The 19,546-nt window shown below is 49.3% G+C and carries 10 protein-coding genes; 7 read left to right on the forward strand and 3 right to left on the reverse strand.

Annotated elements, in window-relative coordinates; genetic code table 11:
* Positions 1–104: 104 nt before the first annotated feature.
* Entirely contained in the window at positions 105–1,385 is a 1,281-nt protein-coding gene (glyA, locus tag DWW90_RS03935) for a serine hydroxymethyltransferase (protein WP_115497719.1), read from the forward strand.
* Between the two features lie 182 nt (positions 1,386–1,567).
* Positions 1,568–3,916 carry a family 20 glycosylhydrolase gene (locus tag DWW90_RS03940; protein ID WP_122344077.1) on the forward strand — a complete coding sequence of 783 codons (2,349 nt, stop codon included), beginning with the start codon at positions 1,568–1,570 and terminating at the stop codon, positions 3,914–3,916.
* Positions 3,917–4,106: 190 nt separating this feature from the next.
* On the opposite strand, the gene DWW90_RS03950 is transcribed toward DWW90_RS03940, so the two are convergent.
* Positions 4,107–6,557, reverse strand: coding sequence for an alpha-L-arabinofuranosidase C-terminal domain-containing protein (locus DWW90_RS03950; RefSeq protein WP_122344079.1), 2,451 nt, complete (start codon positions 6,555–6,557; stop codon positions 4,107–4,109).
* Positions 6,558–6,673: 116 nt separating this feature from the next.
* Between DWW90_RS03950 and DWW90_RS03955 the strand changes: the two genes are divergently transcribed.
* Positions 6,674–7,036: a PleD family two-component system response regulator gene (locus DWW90_RS03955; protein ID WP_115497722.1), complete on the forward strand. Its 363-nt coding sequence runs from the start codon at positions 6,674–6,676 to the stop codon at positions 7,034–7,036.
* Between the two features lie 95 nt (positions 7,037–7,131).
* Positions 7,132–8,250, forward strand: a complete 1,119-nt coding sequence (locus DWW90_RS03960; protein WP_115497723.1) for a hybrid sensor histidine kinase/response regulator — start codon at positions 7,132–7,134, stop codon at positions 8,248–8,250.
* Positions 8,251–8,324: 74 nt separating this feature from the next.
* On the opposite strand, the gene DWW90_RS03965 is transcribed toward DWW90_RS03960, so the two are convergent.
* Positions 8,325–9,083, reverse strand: coding sequence for a polyprenol monophosphomannose synthase (locus DWW90_RS03965; protein ID WP_115497724.1), 759 nt, complete (start codon positions 9,081–9,083; stop codon positions 8,325–8,327).
* Between the two features lie 107 nt (positions 9,084–9,190).
* On the opposite strand from DWW90_RS03965, the gene mfd reads away from it, so the two are divergent.
* Genes mfd through DWW90_RS03980 form a run of 3 tightly spaced genes read left to right on the forward strand, consistent with a single transcriptional unit; the run spans position 9,191 to position 17,172 of the window.
* Positions 9,191–12,547, forward strand: coding sequence for a transcription-repair coupling factor (gene mfd, locus DWW90_RS03970; RefSeq protein WP_122344080.1), 3,357 nt, complete (start codon positions 9,191–9,193; stop codon positions 12,545–12,547).
* A gap of 29 nt (positions 12,548–12,576) precedes the next feature.
* Positions 12,577–14,481 carry a long-chain fatty acid--CoA ligase gene (locus tag DWW90_RS03975; protein WP_122333520.1) on the forward strand — a complete coding sequence of 635 codons (1,905 nt, stop codon included), beginning with the start codon at positions 12,577–12,579 and terminating at the stop codon, positions 14,479–14,481.
* A 57-nt stretch (positions 14,482–14,538) separates the two neighbouring features.
* Positions 14,539–17,172: a glycoside hydrolase family 2 protein gene (locus tag DWW90_RS03980; protein ID WP_122344081.1), complete on the forward strand. Its 2,634-nt coding sequence runs from the start codon at positions 14,539–14,541 to the stop codon at positions 17,170–17,172.
* On the opposite strand, the gene DWW90_RS03985 is transcribed toward DWW90_RS03980, so the two are convergent.
* Positions 17,135–19,525: a response regulator gene (locus DWW90_RS03985; protein ID WP_122344082.1), complete on the reverse strand. Its 2,391-nt coding sequence runs from the start codon at positions 19,523–19,525 to the stop codon at positions 17,135–17,137. The two genes, DWW90_RS03980 and DWW90_RS03985, sit on opposite strands and share 38 nt — an antisense overlap.
* Positions 19,526–19,546: the final 21 nt, after the last annotated feature.

Below are 19,546 nucleotides of genomic sequence, written 5' to 3' on the forward strand. Positions count from 1 at the left end.
TATTTCAAGACTATTTTATCCCTGTATACAATTTTTTATCGTAAATTTGCCAACGGTCCCATTAAAAGAAAAGGGATTCATTGCAATAACCAATTTTACATGTAATGAAAAGAGACAATATCATTTTCGACATCATTGAGAAGGAACATCAGCGCCAGGCTAAAGGCATAGAACTGATTGCTTCCGAAAACTTTGTAAGCGACCAGGTGATGCAAGCCATGGGTAGCTGCCTGACCAACAAATACGCCGAAGGGTATCCCGGCAAGCGCTATTATGGAGGTTGCGAAGTAGTAGACCAGAGCGAAACCATCGCTATCGAACGGTTGAAACAGATTTTCAATGCAGAATGGGCGAACGTACAGCCTCATTCAGGTGCACAAGCGAATGCAGCCGTATTTCTGGCAGTGTTGAACCCGGGCGATACATTCCTCGGTTTAAACCTGGCACACGGCGGCCACCTTTCTCACGGTTCTCCAGTAAACAGTTCAGGTATCTTATACCATGCGACAGAATATAACGTAAAAGAAGAAACCGGCCGTGTCGACTACGACCAGATGGAAGAAGTCGCCTTGCGTGAAAAACCGAAATTGATCGTCGGTGGCGGTTCCGCTTATTCCCGCGAATGGGACTACAAGCGCATGCGTGAAATCGCTGACAAGGTTGGCGCTCTGTTGATGATCGACATGGCTCACCCTGCAGGTCTGATTGCTGCCGGTTTGCTGAACAATCCGTTGGAATATGCCCACATCGTAACTTCTACGACACACAAAACATTGCGTGGTCCGCGCGGAGGTATCATCCTGTTAGGTAAAGACTTCGAAAACCCCTGGGGTAAGAAGACTCCGAAGGGCGAAATCAAGAAGATGTCCCAGTTGCTGGATTCAGCCGTATTCCCGGGTATTCAGGGAGGTCCGCTGGAACATGTGATCGCTGCAAAAGCTGTCGCTTTCGGCGAAGCATTGGAACCGGAATACAAGACCTACCAGGCACAGGTGAAGGCGAATGCTGCCGCTATGGCAAAAGCATTTATCGATAAAGGTTACAAGATCATCTCCGATGGTACGGATAACCATAGCATGCTGATCGACCTGCGCAAGAAGTTCCCTGATCTGACCGGTAAGGTGGCTGAAAAAGCATTGGTCGCTGCCGATATCACGGTGAACAAGAACATGGTTCCGTTCGACAGCCGTTCGGCTTTCCAGACTTCCGGTATCCGCGTCGGAACTCCGGCTATCACCACTCGCGGCGCTAAAGAACCGCTGATGGCTGAAATCGTAGAAATGATCGACACTGTACTGGCCTCGCCTGAATGCGACAAGACTATCACTGCTGTTCGCGAAAAAGTAAACGGCATTATGAAGGAATATCCTATCTTCGCTTGGTAAAATTAATACAGAGAGGGTGTGGCAAAACCCCTTGTCCCCGCGCTTGACGCGGGGCCGCAAAAGGACAGGCTTTATCAATAAGCGATTTATATCGTTCAGTTCTAATGCGATCCCGCGTCAAGCGCGGGAACAAGTAGTTTTGTCACATACTTCTTTCATTCATACAAAAAACACCAAAAAACATGATGAAACTCATTTCGATGTGTGTCGGCGCTGCACTTTGTATTCTTGCGTCGTGCAGCGAAGGGCCTACAAAACAGATGTCTTACAACCAGGGCATCAATGTAATCCCGACTCCTGTAAGCCTCGTCCAGAACGAGGGCAGTTTTAAACTAAACAAGAACACCGCTTTCTCCGCTTCCACACCGGAAGCTAAAACAGTTGCCGAATATTTCGCAGCCCAGATGAATCTGGCTACCGGCTATCAGATAACTGTCAGCGACAAAGCCGCATCAAACGGCATCGCACTGACAATCGACGAAACACTGGATGTAAACGATGAAGGCTATACGCTGGACGTTACACCGAACGGCGTTACTGTCAAAGCAAAGAATCCGCAGGGTTTATTCTACGGTATGCAGACATTCATGCAACTGCTTCCGGCTGAGATCGAAAGCCAGGCTGTTGTTAACGGCATTGCCTGGACGGCTCCTTGCGTGACCGTGAAAGACGAACCGCGTTTCGGATATCGCGGCATCATGCTCGACCCTTGCCGCCATTTCATCCCGGTAGAGAATGTAAAGAAGCATCTCGACGTGTTAGCTTTGTTCAAGATCAACCGTATGCACTGGCACCTGACAGACGACCAGGGCTGGCGTATCGAGATCAAGAAATACCCGAAGCTGACGGAAATCGGCTCCAAACGTATCGACGGTGAAGGTACCGAATACGGAGGTTTCTATACACAAGACCAGATCAAGGAAATCGTTCAATATGCCGCCGACCGTTTTATCACGATCGTGCCGGAAATCGAACTTCCGGGACATGAACTGGCTGCCATCGCCGCCTATCCCGAACTTTCTTGCAAGGGCGAGCCGACCACTCCGCGTATTATCTGGGGTGTGGAAGACATCGTCATGTGTGCCGGAAAAGAAGAACCGTTCGAGTTCATGCAGGGCGTATTCGATGAAGTCGCCCCTCTTTTCCCCGGCGAATATATCCATATCGGAGGTGACGAATGTCCGAAAATCAGCTGGAAAAACTGTCCGCTTTGCCAGAAACGTATCCGCGAAGAAGGTTTGAAAGCAGACAAGGAACACTCCGCCGAAGAAAAGCTGCAGAGCTATTTCGTTCAGCGTATGGAAAAATACCTGGCTGAAAAGCATGGAAAGAAGATCATCGGCTGGGATGAAATCCTGGAAGGCGGCCTTGCTCCTACTGCAACCGTCATGTCATGGCGTGGTGAGGAAGGCGGTATCGCTGCTGCCAATCTGGGACACGAAGCGATCATGACTCCGAGCAGCAACGGTATGTATATCGACCAGTTCCAGGGCGATCCCAAGATCGAACCGGTTTCTATCGGCGGTTACGACCCGTTGGAAAGAGTATATGCCTACAACCCGACGCCGGACACATTGGTGGCTGCCGGAAAAGACCATTTCATCAAAGGCGTACAGAGCAATTTGTGGTCTGAATATATGTATAACACGGATCTTCTGGAATACCGCGCTTACCCGCGTGTCCTGGCTGTTGCCGAAATAGGTTGGACACCGCTGGCACGTAAAGATTATAAGGATTTCGAACGTCGCCTGGACAATGCACTGGTTCGTTTGGATGCGTTAAATATCAACTACCATATCCCGCAACCTGAACAACCGAACGGTTCCTGCAACTTCGTAGCCTTCACAGACAAGGCTTCTCTGGAATTTAAAACAAGCCGCCCGATCAAGGTTGTTTATACGATCGACGGAACAGAACCGACTCCCGAATCGACGGTTTACTCCGCTCCTATCGAGTTTACGGAATCCGGCGTGCTGAAGATCCGCTCCGTATTGCCTTCCGGCAAGATGAGCAAGACGCGTACGATCACAGTTGAAAAACAGGCGTTGGCACCTGCCAAGGAAGTAGCTAAGACAACTCCGGGCCTGGAAATGCAGGTGACGGACGGAATGTACTTGAACACCTCCAAATTGGTTGACGCAAAGGAATGGAAGAAATCCGTGATCAAAGATTTGCGTGAAATCACCAGCGTTGTCAAGACAAGCGAATCGATGCGCGGCGTTAAGCAATATGCGGCCATCGCAACCGGTTATGTAAACATTCCGGAAGACGGCGTTTACTATATTTCTTCCGATAACGAAGAAGTCTGGATCGACGGCAAATTGTTAGTGAACAACGGCGGCGAAGTAAAACGTTTCTCCCGTCACGACAGTTCTGCTGCGTTGTCAAAAGGTTTGCACGAAATCAAGGTTGTATTCTTAGGACATATCATCGGCGGCTGGCCTTCCAATTGGAATGACGGCAGTGTGAAGCTGCGCAAAGCCGACACCGACAAGTTCGTTAAGATCACTCCCGAGATGTTGGTTCATTGATTGTTCCCGCGCTTGACGCGGGATCGCATTAGAACCGGCAGTATAAAATAACTGATTGATAAAGCCTGCTCTTTTGCGGCCCCGCGTCAAGCGCAGGGACAAGGATTTTGACAGCATTGAATAAAAAAGGGACAGGCATCGGATCATAAACCGATGCCTGTCCCTTTTTTATCCGATGCCTATCCAAATATCAATCGACTTTGAGCTTCATAATCGTAATCGAGTTCGGAGGGAAATTATACACTTTAGGACCACTCATAGAGAATGTAATCTCTTTCGTTTCCGGCACGATTGCATCCGGTTTACCGAAAGTATTGCGTGCATCGGGATCACCTGTCAGCTGGATGATTTCTGCCGTATTTTTGACATTGAGACCTTGCAGGTCGAGCTCTGTCCTTTCTTCATGCTGAGTCGTGTTGACCACTTTCAGGATAACCGTATTGTTTTCCTTATCCAGCGTTGCGGTTGAAACCAACGACGGAATGGAAGGGATGATAACATCATGAACCAATGTATCATCAACAAAGCAACTGATATGCTCATCTTTGCAGCTTATCCTTACATTATACCAGCGATTGCTCTGGAACGGATAGGATACGGGAGCGCATAACGTATCCCTCACTCCACCGGCCTGGCGGTAAAGCTCGGCAAAGCCCCCTCCGATTGTCATCCCGATATAGTCGTTCTGTTCGCCGGGCAACCCGTTGTCACGCACACGGAACTGGATTTGCCCGCTCCCTTTTGTCCTTCTGATGTCGGCAGAGAAGGTGCAATTATATGCGGTGGAATCACCCAACAAGAGGTAGTTCCAGCGGTTCGGTACGGGGATCAAAGTTCCCTGGTCGACTTTCCAGCTTCCCGTCATAACCGTTCCTTCCGTAACCGGCGAATTATTTATTTTCACTTCCTTAAAGTCATAACTATTGTCGAACATCTCGATGCCGGCACGCCCGAACGTAACCTGCGGTTTCTGATACGTTCGCACTTCCGTCTTCAAGACTTCGTCACCCCTGTTGTTGCCGAACATTTGCAGCAGGTGGTAAGAGGGAGAAACGGCAATCTGCCCGCCGTCAAAGGAAATAGCCGGATAGCGTTCCATCTCGTATTTCGTGTTTCCGACGATCGGGGCATAAGCCAAACGCCTTACGATATCCTGCCCGTTCTCCACGCCGACAAGGAAACAGGCCTCTGCGATAGCTGCCCGCAAGCTTCCGGGCTGTGTTCCGCCGGATAAGCCGAACTCGCCGATAAACACAGGTGGCATACGACGCGAATACCGTCCGGCTGTATATCTGTTGTAATTGGAGATCAGGAAGGATTCACTTGCGTAAAGATGCGTGTCCGACCATTCGTTCCGGTTCTTTCCTTTTATGTAGGAACTGCTTACCACCGTAACATCCGGATAAACTTCATTGATCGCCTTCTTAAACAGGGCGAAACGTTTCGTGTACTCCTGCCCGTAGTTCTCGCTCCCTATCTCTACATATTTCAATCCGAAGGATTCCGGATGTCCATGCTTAGCACGCAATGCACCCATGATGGAATCGGCAGGCTCGTTGGCATAGGCTATAGCATCCAAAGCATCCTGTACCAGTTTGTCCATCGCCGTAATATCTTCGTAACGCGGACGGCGGCTCTGGCTGGTCACACCACTGTTAATGACATAGACAGGCTCGGCGTTCAGGTCCTCGCACATCTGCAGGTATTCATGATAGCCGACTCCGTTTGTCGTGCCATACGCCCAGACATTCCAGAAATGCTTACGTTCGGCAATATCGCCTATCGTTTCACGCCAGACGGGATAGGTTCCGGCCGTGTATCCTTCCACAAAGCTGCCTCCCGGAAAACGGATAAACTTAGGTTGCAAAGCGGCAATTAACTCCATCAGCTCCGGCCGTAATCCGTTCGGCCGCTCCTTCCAAGTCTTTTGCGGAAAGAGGGATACGACATCCAGCCAGAAGACAGCCGAACTGTCTGTCGTGACGGTTAACACCGCTTTACCGGTAGTCGATGTCGCCGTAAAAGTATGTTTATATTTCTTCCACTCATAAGCCGGAGCAACACGGAATACTTCACTGAAAGCCGTATTTCCCGTTGAATCGGCCAATGTAAAGCTTACGGTTTTCGGAACCATAGAGACGCCTTTTATATAGAAAGACAAATCATATTTCTCGCCTTCACGGATAGGAATCCCCTGATATCCATCCGCTATTACGCCGCCTTTCCCGATTTCGGCCGATGCGGAAACAGAGACCAACAGGGAACGGCGGTTTTTGTCATTAATCAGCTCTTTCGTGTCCGGATACATATAGGAAGTAGGCGAAAAACGGCGCCATCCGGGAACCGAATCAGGGCGCAAAAAAGGGATAGTCCAACCATTCGGCGTCGTCAGAACACGGCGGACAGGATCAAAGGGGCAGTTCAAAGGCGGCACTCCGTCCTCAAAACTCCGGTTTTGTATAAGTTCGGCATAAATGCCGCCATCCACCGCATGATTAATCTCTTCTATTGTCAAGCCATACAGTTCTTTATTCACCGGGACCGTCAATCCTTCCCCATCCACCAGGATAGAAGATGTGACAGGCATTTCCGGCTGGCAGCTTACCAGTAAAAGCGCTAAAAGAAGTGAATTCGATTTCATGGTGCAAACTTAAAGAATAATTTCTATAAAAAGCCACTGACTAAAGAAGGTTATTTCGGACAAATGATTATATTTGTAAAATAAATACATAAATAAAACCCAAGAACGACAGCCTTATGAATAAATCTATCCTTTTAGTAGATGATAAACCGGAAATTGCGAAAATTATAACACTTTATTTATCCGGATACAATGTAAAGTATGTGGAGAATCCGATTATTGCTCTTAATTGGCTGAAGGAGGGAAACATGCCGGATGCCATTATTTCGGATCTGATGATGCCGGAAATGAACGGGGAAGAATTTGTTACAGCTTTAAAAGAGAACGAAAATCTTTCACATATTCCGATACTCATTCTGACGAGTGTTGAAAGCGACTCCGACAGGACACGGCTCTTTGAAAAGGGCGCTAACGATTTTATTCTTAAGCCATTTAACCCCGAAGAACTAAAAACGAGGATAAAAGTTTTATTGAAATAATATTTATTTTCAGAGAAAAAAGCAATTATATCAGCAGAATTAAATACATTTGTATCATTGATAGTATTTGAATATCAAGAAAAGTGCAGAATCAAATGGAAAACTTAGCATCACAATATACTGTATTAGTAGTAGATGACGTACCTACTAACGTAATGCTTGTTCAAGCGATATTGAAAAAAGAAGGCTACACACTACTGACAACAGACAGTGGAGCAAAAGCATTGCGTATCGCCCAGGAAAAGCATCCCAATCTTATTTTGCTTGATATCATGATGCCGGAAATGGATGGTTATGAAGTGTTGCAACACCTGAAGAGCAATCCTGAAACCAATAATATCCCCGTAATCATCATGTCTGCTTTGAGTGACATGCAGAGTATTGTAAAAGGCTATCAGCTGGGGGCTACGGAATATGTAACAAAACCGTTCCAACGGGAAGAGTTGGTGAAACGTGTTGCCCACCGTTACGAACTGTTCAGCATCAAACGTATCAAACAGGAGCTTGAAAACACAATCGAATCACGCGATACACTCTATTCTGTCATTGCGCATGACTTGCGCTCTCCGCTTGGCTCCCTTAAAATGATGAATAACGCCATCCTGATGATGGTCGATAAGAGTCAGGTCAGCGACGAAGTGTATGAGATGCTCCAGATGATGAACAAGACATCGGAAGAAATATTCCAATTGCTCGACAACTTGCTGAAGTGGGCCAAAAACCGGCTGAACAAACAAAGCATTTACAAGCAACAAGTAGACATTAACAGTATTGTAAGCAGTACTGCCGATATATTTATCCCGATGGCTGCCCAGAAAGGCATATCTATCGTTATTGACGGTTTGGACAAAGAGCTGATGGGATCGGTGGACATCGACATGGTAAAGACCATTGTCCGCAATTTAGTATCAAATGCAGTTAAGTTCAGCTACGAAAAGGGAACGATTACGATATCGACCAAGACGGATGGCAACTTTGTCATTGTCAGTGTCAAGGATTCCGGCAAGGGGATCAAAGCCGAGGACCAGGGTAAACTGCTCAAACAAAATACGCATTTTACCTCTTACGGAACGAATAATGAAAAAGGCTCCGGCTTAGGCTTGATGCTCTGTAAGGACTTTGTGGAACAAATGGGCGGTAAGCTGTGGTTTGACTCGGAAGAAGGAAAGGGCACTACGTTCCATTTCTCTCTAAATGCACTGAATCAGGAATAAGAACAAAAGATATATAAATGAAAAAAGCTGCATCCCGAAAGGTGCAGCTTTTTTCATTTATTATCTGTAGTATATTATCCGGCAATTGCCTTCCGGTTTCCTTTCTGCGGATACTTTTTGAATAAGCTCCACCACTTTAGCTTTAACACGCCGAACAGGGCTTCTCCGAAAATAGAAGAATTCATCTTTGACGTTCCCAATATACGGTTGATGAAGATGATGGGGACCTCTACGATCTTAAAGCCGCATTTATACGCCGTAAACTTCATTTCTATCTGAAAGGCGTATCCCTTGAAGTGGATATGGTCCAGATCGATCGTCTCGAGCACTTCCCGGCGGTAACACTTGAAACCGGCTGTCGTATCCTGCACCTTCATACCTGTTACAAAGCGGACATATACGGAAGCATAGTAAGACATCAGCACACGTCCCAGCGGCCAGTTCACGACATTCACGCCATTGCAGTAACGGGAACCGACTGCCACATCGCCACCCTGTTCCGTACAGGCTGCATATAGTTTGGGAAGATCATTCGGATTATGACTGAAGTCTGCATCCATTTCGAATACAAAATCGTACTTGTGTTCTATCGCCCACTTAAATCCGCAGATATAAGCCGTACCCAATCCCAATTTGCCTTTACGTTCCACCATGAAAAGGCTTTCAGGAAACTCTTTTTGTAATCGTTTTACAATATCCGCCGTACCATCGGGCGATCCGTCATCTATAATCAAAATATGAAATTCTTTCTCCAACCCAAATACAGCCCGAATAATATTTTCGATATTCTCCTTCTCGTTGTAAGTGGGAATAATAACAATACTGTCTGACATAATCCTTCTAATTTGTAGGGCGAAGGTACATATTTTAATTGATTTAATACTATGCCTGTCTACTATTTTGAACAAAAAGCCTACCTTTGCGAAAAGAACATATCACATTGGAGGTACAAGATTTACTGAAACAATATGCCGCCCATCCGCAAGTGGCGGCATTAAATACCCTGCTAAAAAGCGAAACGTCCCGCAATATATTTCTGAAAGGACTGAACGGTTCAGGGGCCGCAATGACAATAGCTTCTCTTTTTTCAAAAAGAAGGGGGAGCTATGTGTGTGTGTTAAACGATCTGGAAGAAGCCGGCTATTTTTACCATGATCTGGTTCAACTTACCGGAGGCGACGGAATCTACTTCTTCCCTTCCGCCTACAGGCGTGCGATCAAATACGGGCATGTGGATCCGGCTAACGAAATCCTGCGTACCGAAGTGCTCAGCACTTTGCAGGATCCGGACATCCCTTTTGTCATCGTCACCTATCCGGACGCGTTGGCCGAGAAAGTGATCTCCCGCGAAGTCTTGAAGGAAAACACGCTGAAGATTAGTGTCGGCGAGAAATTAGACAATATGTTTGTCTCGGATGTACTGGACGAATATGGATTCGAGCAAGTGGATTATGTCTATGAACCAGGACAATATGCCCTGCGCGGCAGTATCCTGGACGTATTCTCGTTCTCGTACGAATTTCCGTACCGTATCGACTTTTTCGGCAACGAAGTGGAGACGATACGCTCGTTTGACGTAGAGACACAGTTATCCAAGGAGAAGTTAGACAGCATTTATATCGTGCCGGAGATGACACGAGGCAACCGTACGAACTCATCTCTGCTGGACTCGTTGCCTCCCGCCACCCTGCTCGCCTTCAAAGACCTGGCATGGGTAAAGGAACGGATCGGCAGCATCTGGAACGAAGAGCCGGTCGTAGGAGACGAAGACTCTTTTGCAGACGCCGAACAAATGCGGGCAAAGTTAGTGACAGGTGAAGATTTCCTGCATGCCGCCCTCGGTTTCCGCCGCCTCCACTTCGGTGCACGCCCGACAGGAACAGCAGATGCAACACTAACTTTTGCCACAGAGGTGCAACCGATTTACCACAAGAACTTCGATCTGGTAAGCGAATCTTTCCACAAATACATAGAAGACGGCTATACATTATATATACTGAGCGACGTAGAGAAGCAGGCCGCCCGCATCCGCGCGATCTTCGAGGACCGGGGAGACGACCTCCCCTTCACCTCCGTCAACAAGACGATACACGAAGGTTTCGCCGACGAGACGCTGCGCATCTGCCTCTTCACAGACCATCAGCTGTTCGACCGCTTCCACAAATTCAACCTCAAAAGCGACAAGGCACGGAGCGGCAAGCTCTCCCTCTCGCTGAAAGAGCTGAACCAATTCACGACCGGCGACTACATCGTCCACATCGACCACGGTGTCGGACAGTTCGGCGGACTGGTACGCACCGAGGTGAACGGGAAGATGCAGGAAGCGATCAAGCTGATCTACCAGAACAACGACATCATCTTCGTCAGCATCCATTCCCTCCACAAACTGTCCAAATACAAAGGTAAAGACAGTGGTGAGCCGCCCAAGCTGAGTAAGCTCGGGACCGGAGCTTGGGAGAAGATGAAGGAACGGACCAAGTCGAAAGTCAAAGACATCGCCCGCGACCTGATCCTCCTCTACTCCAAGCGGAAACAGGAAAAGGGATTTGCCTACAGCCCGGACAGCTTCATGCAGCACGAGTTGGAGGCCAGCTTCATTTACGAAGATACGCCGGACCAGATGAAGGCAACCGCTGACGTGAAAACAGATATGGAGAACGACCGCCCGATGGACCGTCTGATCTGCGGCGACGTAGGTTTCGGAAAGACTGAAGTCGCCATCCGCGCCGCCTTCAAGGCTGTGGCTGACAACAAACAGGTGGCGGTGTTAGTCCCGACCACCGTTCTCGCTTTCCAGCACTACCAGACTTTCTCCGAACGTCTGAAGGATTTCCCCTGTCGGATCGAATATATCAGCCGGGCACGTACGGCTAAAGACATAAAAGAGATCCTGAAAGACCTGAAAGAGGGACAAGTCAACATCATCATCGGGACACACCGTATTGTCGGCAAGGACGTCAAGTTTAAAGACCTCGGCTTGCTAATCATCGATGAAGAGCAGAAGTTCGGCGTTTCTGTCAAAGAGAAGCTACGCCAGTTGAAAGCTAACGTGGATACGCTCACGATGACTGCGACGCCTATCCCCCGCACGCTCCAGTTCTCACTCATGGGAGCACGCGACCTGTCGAGCATCACGACGCCTCCGCCTAACCGCTATCCGGTACAGACTGAGGTGGAACGCTTCAATCCGGACATCATCCGCGAAGCGATCAACTTCGAGATGAGCCGCAACGGGCAGGTGTTCTTCATCAATAACCGCATCCAGAACATCTACGAGATGGAAGCGCTGGTCAGACGCGAAGTGCCGGATGCCCGTATAGCCGTCGGCCACGGGCAGATGGAACCGGAGAAGTTGGAAAAGATCATCCTCGACTTCGTCAATTACGAATACGACGTGCTGATTGCGACCAGCATCGTCGAGAGCGGTATCGACGTGCCGAATGCCAATACGATCATCATTAACAATGCCCAGCAGTTCGGCCTCTCCGACCTGCACCAGCTGCGCGGACGCGTCGGGCGGAGCAACCGGAAAGCCTTCTGCTACCTCCTCTCCCCGCCTCTATCGAGCCTTACGCAGGAGGCACGCCGCCGCTTGCAGGCAATCGAGAACTTCTCCGAGTTAGGCAGCGGCATCCATATCGCCATGCAGGACCTCGACATCCGGGGAGCCGGCAACATGTTGGGGGCCGAACAGAGCGGCTTCATCGCCGACCTCGGCTACGAAACCTATCAGAAGATATTGGAGGAAGCCGTAGACGAGTTGAAAGCCGAAGAGTTTGCCGACCTCTATTCCGACGCGACCGAGAAGCGCCCTGACACAGGCAGCGAATATGTCCGTGAAACCTATATCGAAAGCGATCTGGAACTGATGTTCCCGCCGACTTATATACCGAACGACTCCGAACGCGTCTCCCTCTACCGCGAGTTGGACAAGATGGAGGAAGAGCGCGACATACTTGCCTTTACCGAACGCCTGAAGGACCGTTTCGGTAAGGTGCCGAAGGAAGGAAAAGAACTGATCCGCATCGTCCGCCTGCGCCGTATGGCAAAGCAGTTGGGGATGGAGAAGGTCGTGCTGAAAAAGGGGCAGATGAATATCTTCCTCGTCGCCAACCCCGACAGCCCCTACTACCAGAGCGAGGCGTTCGACAAACTGCTCGGCTTTATCCAGAAGCATCCGCGCGAATGTAACCTCCGGGAGCAGAACGGGAAACGCAGTATCGTGATCAAGAACGTTCCGACGGTCGAGGCGGCTTGCGGATATATGGAAGAGATAGAGAAGGTTCCTGCTCTTTAGTGAATAAAACAATTAAACAGATATCAGACATGAAGAAGACAATTATTGACCTTTTCGAGAGCTCGGTGCAGCAATATCCCGACAACCCTTTCCTGTGGGAGAAGACGAAGGACAAGTTCGAGCCGACGACCTATAAGGAAGTCCAGCAGCAAGTCTATACGGCAGGTGCCGGATTGATGGCTCTCGGAGTGAAGAAGGGAGACAACATGGCGCTCCTTTCCGAAGGCCGTAATGCCTGGATCATCGGTGAACTGGCCATGTTCTACGCCGGTGCGACCAACGTCCCGCTTTCCATTAAACTGGAAGAAGCGAACGACCTGCTGTTCCGCCTCGTGCATGCCGACGTGAAATATATCCTCGTTTCCGGTAACCAGCTGAAGAAGATACGGGCTATCATGGACCGCCTTCCCCTTGTCGAGAAAGTGATCGTGATGGACGAGCAGACAGAATATAAGGAGAAAGAAATCCCCCTCTCCGAAGTTCTTCGGATGGGAGAAGCGTATCTGGAAGCGCATCCGCTGGATGAGTTCCTGACTATCGGCAAGTCGTTGCAGGATGGCGATTACGCGACTATCACCTATACCTCCGGAACGACAGCAGACCCGAAAGGCGTCATCCTTACGCACCGCAACTATACGGCCAACGTGGAGCAGGCGCTCTCCTGCGTCGACATCGACGACACCTGGCGTACGTTAGTGATCCTTCCGCTCGATCATTGTTTCGCGCATGTGGTCGGCTTCTACATCTTCATGTCGAAGGGGGCATCGGTCGCGACCGTACAGGTGGGACGTACCGGGTTGGAGACGTTGAAGAACATCCCGGTCAATATCAAAGAGTTCAAACCCTACCTGATCCTGAGCGTCCCGGCGTTAGCAAAGAATTTCAAGAAGAACATCGAGCAAGGCATCCGGGCACAGGGTAAACAGGTGACCCGCCTGTTCAACTTCGCCCTCAAGGTCGCCTACCTCTATAATGGCGACGGCGGGGAGGATAAGGGACGTGGCGCCCGCTGCCTGCTGAAACCGCTTGTCAGCCTGTTCGACAAACTGCTTTTCACCAAGGTACGTGAGAATTTCGGCGGTCAGCTCCGGTTCTTCATCGGCGGAGGCGCCCTGTTGGACAAAGACCTGCAGAAGTTCTATTACGCAATCGGCCTGCCGATGTACCAGGGTTACGGCTTGAGTGAAGCCACTCCGGTAATTTCGACCAACGGCCCGCGCCGGCATACGTTCGGAAGCAGCGGCGTACTGGTTCGTCCGCTCGACCTGAAAATATGTGATGCCGATGGAAAAGAACTTCCGACAGGTGAGAAGGGCGAGATCGTCATACGAGGCGAGAATGTGATGGCGGGCTATTGGAAGAATCCGGTATCGACGGCCGAGACCGTACGCGACGGCTGGCTCTATACCGGAGATATGGGTTATATGGGACATGACGGCCTGTTGTATGTGCTCGGTCGTTTCAAAAGCTTGTTGATTGGTAGCGACGGCGAGAAGTACAGTCCCGAAGGGATCGAGGAGGCGCTGGTCGAACATTCTTCCTGCATCGACCAGTTGATCCTGTATAACAACCAGAGTCCGTACACCGTCGCCCTCGTCGTGCCGAACAAAGAACGTCTGAAGAAACACTTAGCGCACCAGCATCTCGATCTTTCATCCGATAAAGGATGCGAGGAAGCGATCCGGATCATCCAGTCGCAGATAGACCGTTTCCGCAAAGGGGGCGACCTGTCGACCCTCTTCCCCGACCGCTGGCTGCCTGCTGCCTTTGCCGTCTTGCCGGAACCATTCACGGAGCAGAACGGCATGGTCAACAGCACGATGAAGATCGTCCGCGGCAAAGTGGAAAAAGCCTATGCCGCCCGCATCGACCAGCTCTACACTCCGGAAGGGAAGAACCCGGTCAATGAGACGAACAAAAAGGCGTTGGGGTAAGCCAGAACTAAACACAACGCGATCTGTTATTGTTTAGTAGAAACAAAAAACATGATTATGCGTTACAAAACTATCGCCTCCACCTTTGCCCTTGCCTCTGCCCTTATGGTAGCGGTTCCGGCAATGGCGGATGGAGTGTCTGAACAAAACATCGACAGTGGCTGGACCTTCAAACAGGTTCGTGGCAATAATTGGTATCCGGCCACCGTACCGGGGGTTGTCCATACGGATCTGATGAACAATGGGATCATCGAAGATCCCTTCTATCGCCTGAACGAACGGGGTGTGCAGTGGGTTGACAAAGAGGATTGGGAATATAAGACGACCCTCGACGTCGCCCCCGATGTGTTCGACAAGGACAACATCGACCTGGATTTCAAAGGGCTCGACACCTATGCCGATGTCTACCTGAACGACTCCTGCATCCTGAAAGCCAATAATATGTTCCGCGAGTGGCTCATTCCCGTCAAAGGTCTGTTGAAGAGGGACGGCAACGAACTCCGCATCTACTTCCACTCTCCTATCAAAATGGATATACCGAACTTCGACGCCCTGCAACATCCGATCGAAGCCGGCAACGACCAGTCCGAGAACGGCGGTGTGTTCGATAAGAAGGTTAGCGTCTTCGCCCGCAAGGCAGGCTACCATTACGGCTGGGACTGGGGGCCTCGTCTTGTCACAAGCGGTATCTGGCGTCCAGCCTACCTGATCGGCTGGAATGATGCCCGCATCGACAATGTCCAATATATCCAGGAGAAAGTCAATGCCAAACGAGCAGAGATCAAAACCCGTGTCGAAGTCATCGCCGACAAGGAGGGAGAAGCCACGCTCACCCTCAAAGCCGGAGGCATCAGGGAGACTTGGACGAAGACCGCCCATGTGAAGAAGGGCAAGAACCTGATCGAGACTGACCTCGTCGTCCGTAATCCCAAACTCTGGTGGTCGAACGGTCTGGGGGAAGCCCACCTCTATCCTTTCACAGCCACCGTCACAATGGACGGCAAGGTGGCCGACGCGGATACCACCAACATCGGCATCCGTAGCCTTCGCGTCGTTCGCGACAAAGACAAGGACGGCACGACCTTCTATTTCGAACTGAACGGTAAACCGGTCTTTGCCAAGGGGGCCAACTACATCCCACAGGATAACTTCCTGCCGCGTGTCACGCCCGAGCGCTACGAAAAAACGATTCTCGATGCCGTAAATGCCAATATGAATATGCTCCGTGTCTGGGGCGGCGGTATCTACGAGAACGATCTCTTCTATGACCTTTGCGACCGGTACGGCATTCTGGTCTGGCAGGATTTCATGTTTGCATGCAGTACCTACCCGATGACGCCGGAACGCTTAGAGAACATCCGGCAGGAAGCGATCGACAATGTCGTCCGCCTGCGCAACCACCCCTGCATTGCGATCTGGTGCGGTAACAACGAAAACCATACAGCCTGGTTCAACTGGGGTTGGATGCAGAAATACGAGAAGCTGGGCGTGCTGGAAGAAATGCGAAAAGACGACAAGGAGCTTTTCCATAAACTACTGCCCGAAGTCGTAAAGGAATATGACCCGACCGCCTTCTACCTGCCTTCTTCCCCATACGGCGGCGATCCGGATGCCAAATGCGAAAGCGGTAAAGAGAACTGGAACCCGAATGGCGACGCCCACTACTGGGGAGTATGGCATGCCAAGGACAGCATTGCGAACTACAACAAGATACGTGCCCGTTTCTTCTCGGAGTACGGTTTCCAGTCGTTCCCGGAGTACCAGTCCGTCCTGAAATATGCACCGGAAGAACGCGACCATGATATCTACTCGGAAGTGATGATGGCACATCAGCGTGCCGGTAGCCATGCCAACGGCCTGATCGAATGGTACTTGCTGAACGAATACCGGAAACCCAAAGACTTCCCGAATTTCCTTTACATGGGGCAGCTGCTCCAGGGCGATGCGATTAAGACAGCAATCGAGGCGCACCGGCGCATGATGCCTTACAATATGGGAACCCTGTTCTGGCAGCATAATGATTGCTGGCCGGTCGCTTCCTGGTCGAGCCGCGACTATTACGGACGTTGGAAAGCCCAGCATTATTTCGCAAAGAAAGCGTTTCGGGACATCCTCGTCTCTCCGATCGCAGAAGACGGCATACTGAATATCTACATCGTATCCGACCGCTTACAGGCAACGAAAGGCCTGCTCGACGTCCGCGTCATGGACCTGAAAGGTAATGTCCTGTTTGAACAGAAAAAGAATGTAACGCTGCCTGCAAACACAAGCAAGATACAGTTCTCCGCTCCGGTAGAAAGCGTCTTGGGAGGAAAGAAAACAAATGAAGTCGTTGTAAACGCCCGCTTCACCGAGAACGGAAAAGACGGTGAAGTAATCACAAACAATTACTTCTTCGATCGTTATAAAGATATCGACTTTCCGAAAGCCGATATTCAAATGACATCGGTCCCGGCCGGAGACGGCTACGACGTGACAGTCAGCAGTGACGTATTTGCCCGGGGTGTGTTCCTGAGTATCGACGGCATCGACAATTTCTTCTCCGACAACTATTTCGATCTCTTGCCGGGCGAACCGGTAACCATCCATGTTACGACCCGGCTGGATAAAGCCTCTTTTGACAAGCAACTGAGAAGCGAAAGTATCGTAGATGCTATAAGTATTTATCCAAAACAGCCATCAGAGCAATAATATCGATCGGTTTTGCCAGATGATAATTCATTCCGGCTTCAAGCGCATTCGTTACATCTTCGGAAAAAGCATTGGCAGTCATGGCTATAATCGGCATACCGGAAACATCAGCACGTCCGAGGGCGCGAATCCGGCGGGTTGCCTCGTAACCATCCATCACCGGCATCTGAACATCCATCAATATCATCTGGTAGAACCCTTCGGGAGATTGTGACACCTTGTTGACTGCCTCCAAGCCGTTCACAGCCGTATCGATGGAAACGCCGGTGCTTCCTATAATTTCGACAGCAATTTCAAGATTCAATTCATTGTCTTCCACCAACAGGATACGCTTACCCGAAAAATCAGCATCAGACAGTTTTGTCGGAGTGATATGTCCCCGGACATTCTCCTTGTCTATAAACCTTTTCAGGACCTGGATCAATTTAGATTTGAATAAAGGCTTCGTAATAAATCCATTCGCACCAGCCTTTTTGGCATCCGATTCATACTCTTCCACATCGTATGCGGATAAAATAATAATCGGGATATCGGGACCCACTGCCGCTCTAAGTAATTGGGTAGTTTCGATACCATTCAGCCCGGGCATCTTCAGGTCCATTATAATAGCAAAATATGCATTATTCTTTTCGCTTCTTTCCCTGGCAATCTCTACAGCTTCCTCACCGGAACAAACCCAGTCGCATCGTACCCCGATTTCCTCCAGGCAATTGCAAGTACCCTGACAGGCAATCCGGTCATCATCGACAACAAGGATAGACATTCCAGGGACACCTATCGCTTCCGGGACATCCTGCTCACGAAGCCGTAACGGCATATTTATGGTAAAACGGGAACCTTTGCCGTATTCGCTTTCGATCAGTATGTCACCTCCCATCATCTGTACGATCTTATGGCTGATCGACATGCCGAGCCCCGTCCCCTGTATGCCTGCAATATCTTGATCGTCCGCCCGTTCGAACGGCTGGCATATCCTTGAAAGGAATTCGGGTTTCATCCCTCTTCCGTTATCTTCAAAAACAAATTCATAATACCCGATACCGTCCCGGGAGGACTTTTCATTGATCCGGATCAGAATCCGTCCGTTGTCCGGCGTATATTTTATTGCATTGGACAGGATATTCATTAAAACCTGTTTAATCCGCTGCATATCTCCAATTACATTTTCATGTTGCATTCCCATGAGATGGATATCCAATTGATGCTGTTTACTCCGGATCTCCGGTTGCATCATAATGATCAGATCCTGCAACAATTCACCAATATTCAGTTCATCATCGGAGAGCTTGAGTCGTCCGCTTTCAATTTTTGACATATCCAGCACCTCGTTAATCAAGCTGAGCAGCAATTTGGAAGCACCGGTGATCTTGTTCAGGCAGTCAAGGACCCGTTCTTTGTCATCCACATGGGCACCGGCAATGGCGGTCATTCCGACAATGGCATTCATAGGCGTACGGATATCATGGCTCATACGGGCCAGGAAATCAGATTTGGCCTGATTTGCTTTTTCTGCAAAATCAAGCGCTTCTTTTAATTGCTCGGATTGTTCTTCCAGCTTTTTCTGCAATTCGCGCTGCTCGGTAATATCAGTTATGTCGATGAAAACAACAAGGTAGACAGGCTCTTTACCCTCCCAGCCGATACATTCGCCGTTCAGTTGCAACCAGGCATCCGTACCGTTTTTATCTTTGGATCGAATCACAAAATGCACAGATTCGCCCTTCTGCATCAAAGGAATATATTCATTCAGTACACTCCGGCTCTTATCGTCCAGTCGGGAAAAAGGGCAGAATGCGGAAATCATATCTTTTTCGATACCTGCAAAATCCAAATATTTATCATTCGCTTCAATCATGATAAAACGGCCATCCTGCTTTACCTTATATTTAGCAACAAAACCGGGCAGGTTATCATAAGCGACTGTTTGTTCGAGACGCACTTGCATGATGTCTTCAACGTCAGTCATCACTGTATATGAAATAGGGATACCGTTTTGTAGCTGATCAGTAAATGTCGCATTCAGTTTAATCCATCTCATTCCACCCTTCACCGGCATTTTGGTAATGAGCTCATAACCGTTTGCTTTGTTCTCAATTGCCTCGTAGACTTTCTGGCCTAAAGCTTCCCAGAGCTCCGGATATTGCTTATAATACAGATCCGGTCGATTGTGGAAAAGGGTTTCGTAATCATCTTTAGGATAACCAATCATATCATAGTAGAAATCATTTGCCCACAACAGGGTGAAATGTTCATCCAACAAATGTTTGCTGACACTAACACCCATTTGTCCCATTAACCCCACCAACAGCCTATACTCAAGATCTGTTCCTGATTGTGAAAAATGATCATCCATGATATATCCCTCCTATTTTCT

It is taken from the genome of Parabacteroides sp. AF17-28 (assembly GCF_003479205.1).
Classification (GTDB): domain Bacteria; phylum Bacteroidota; class Bacteroidia; order Bacteroidales; family Tannerellaceae; genus Parabacteroides; species Parabacteroides acidifaciens.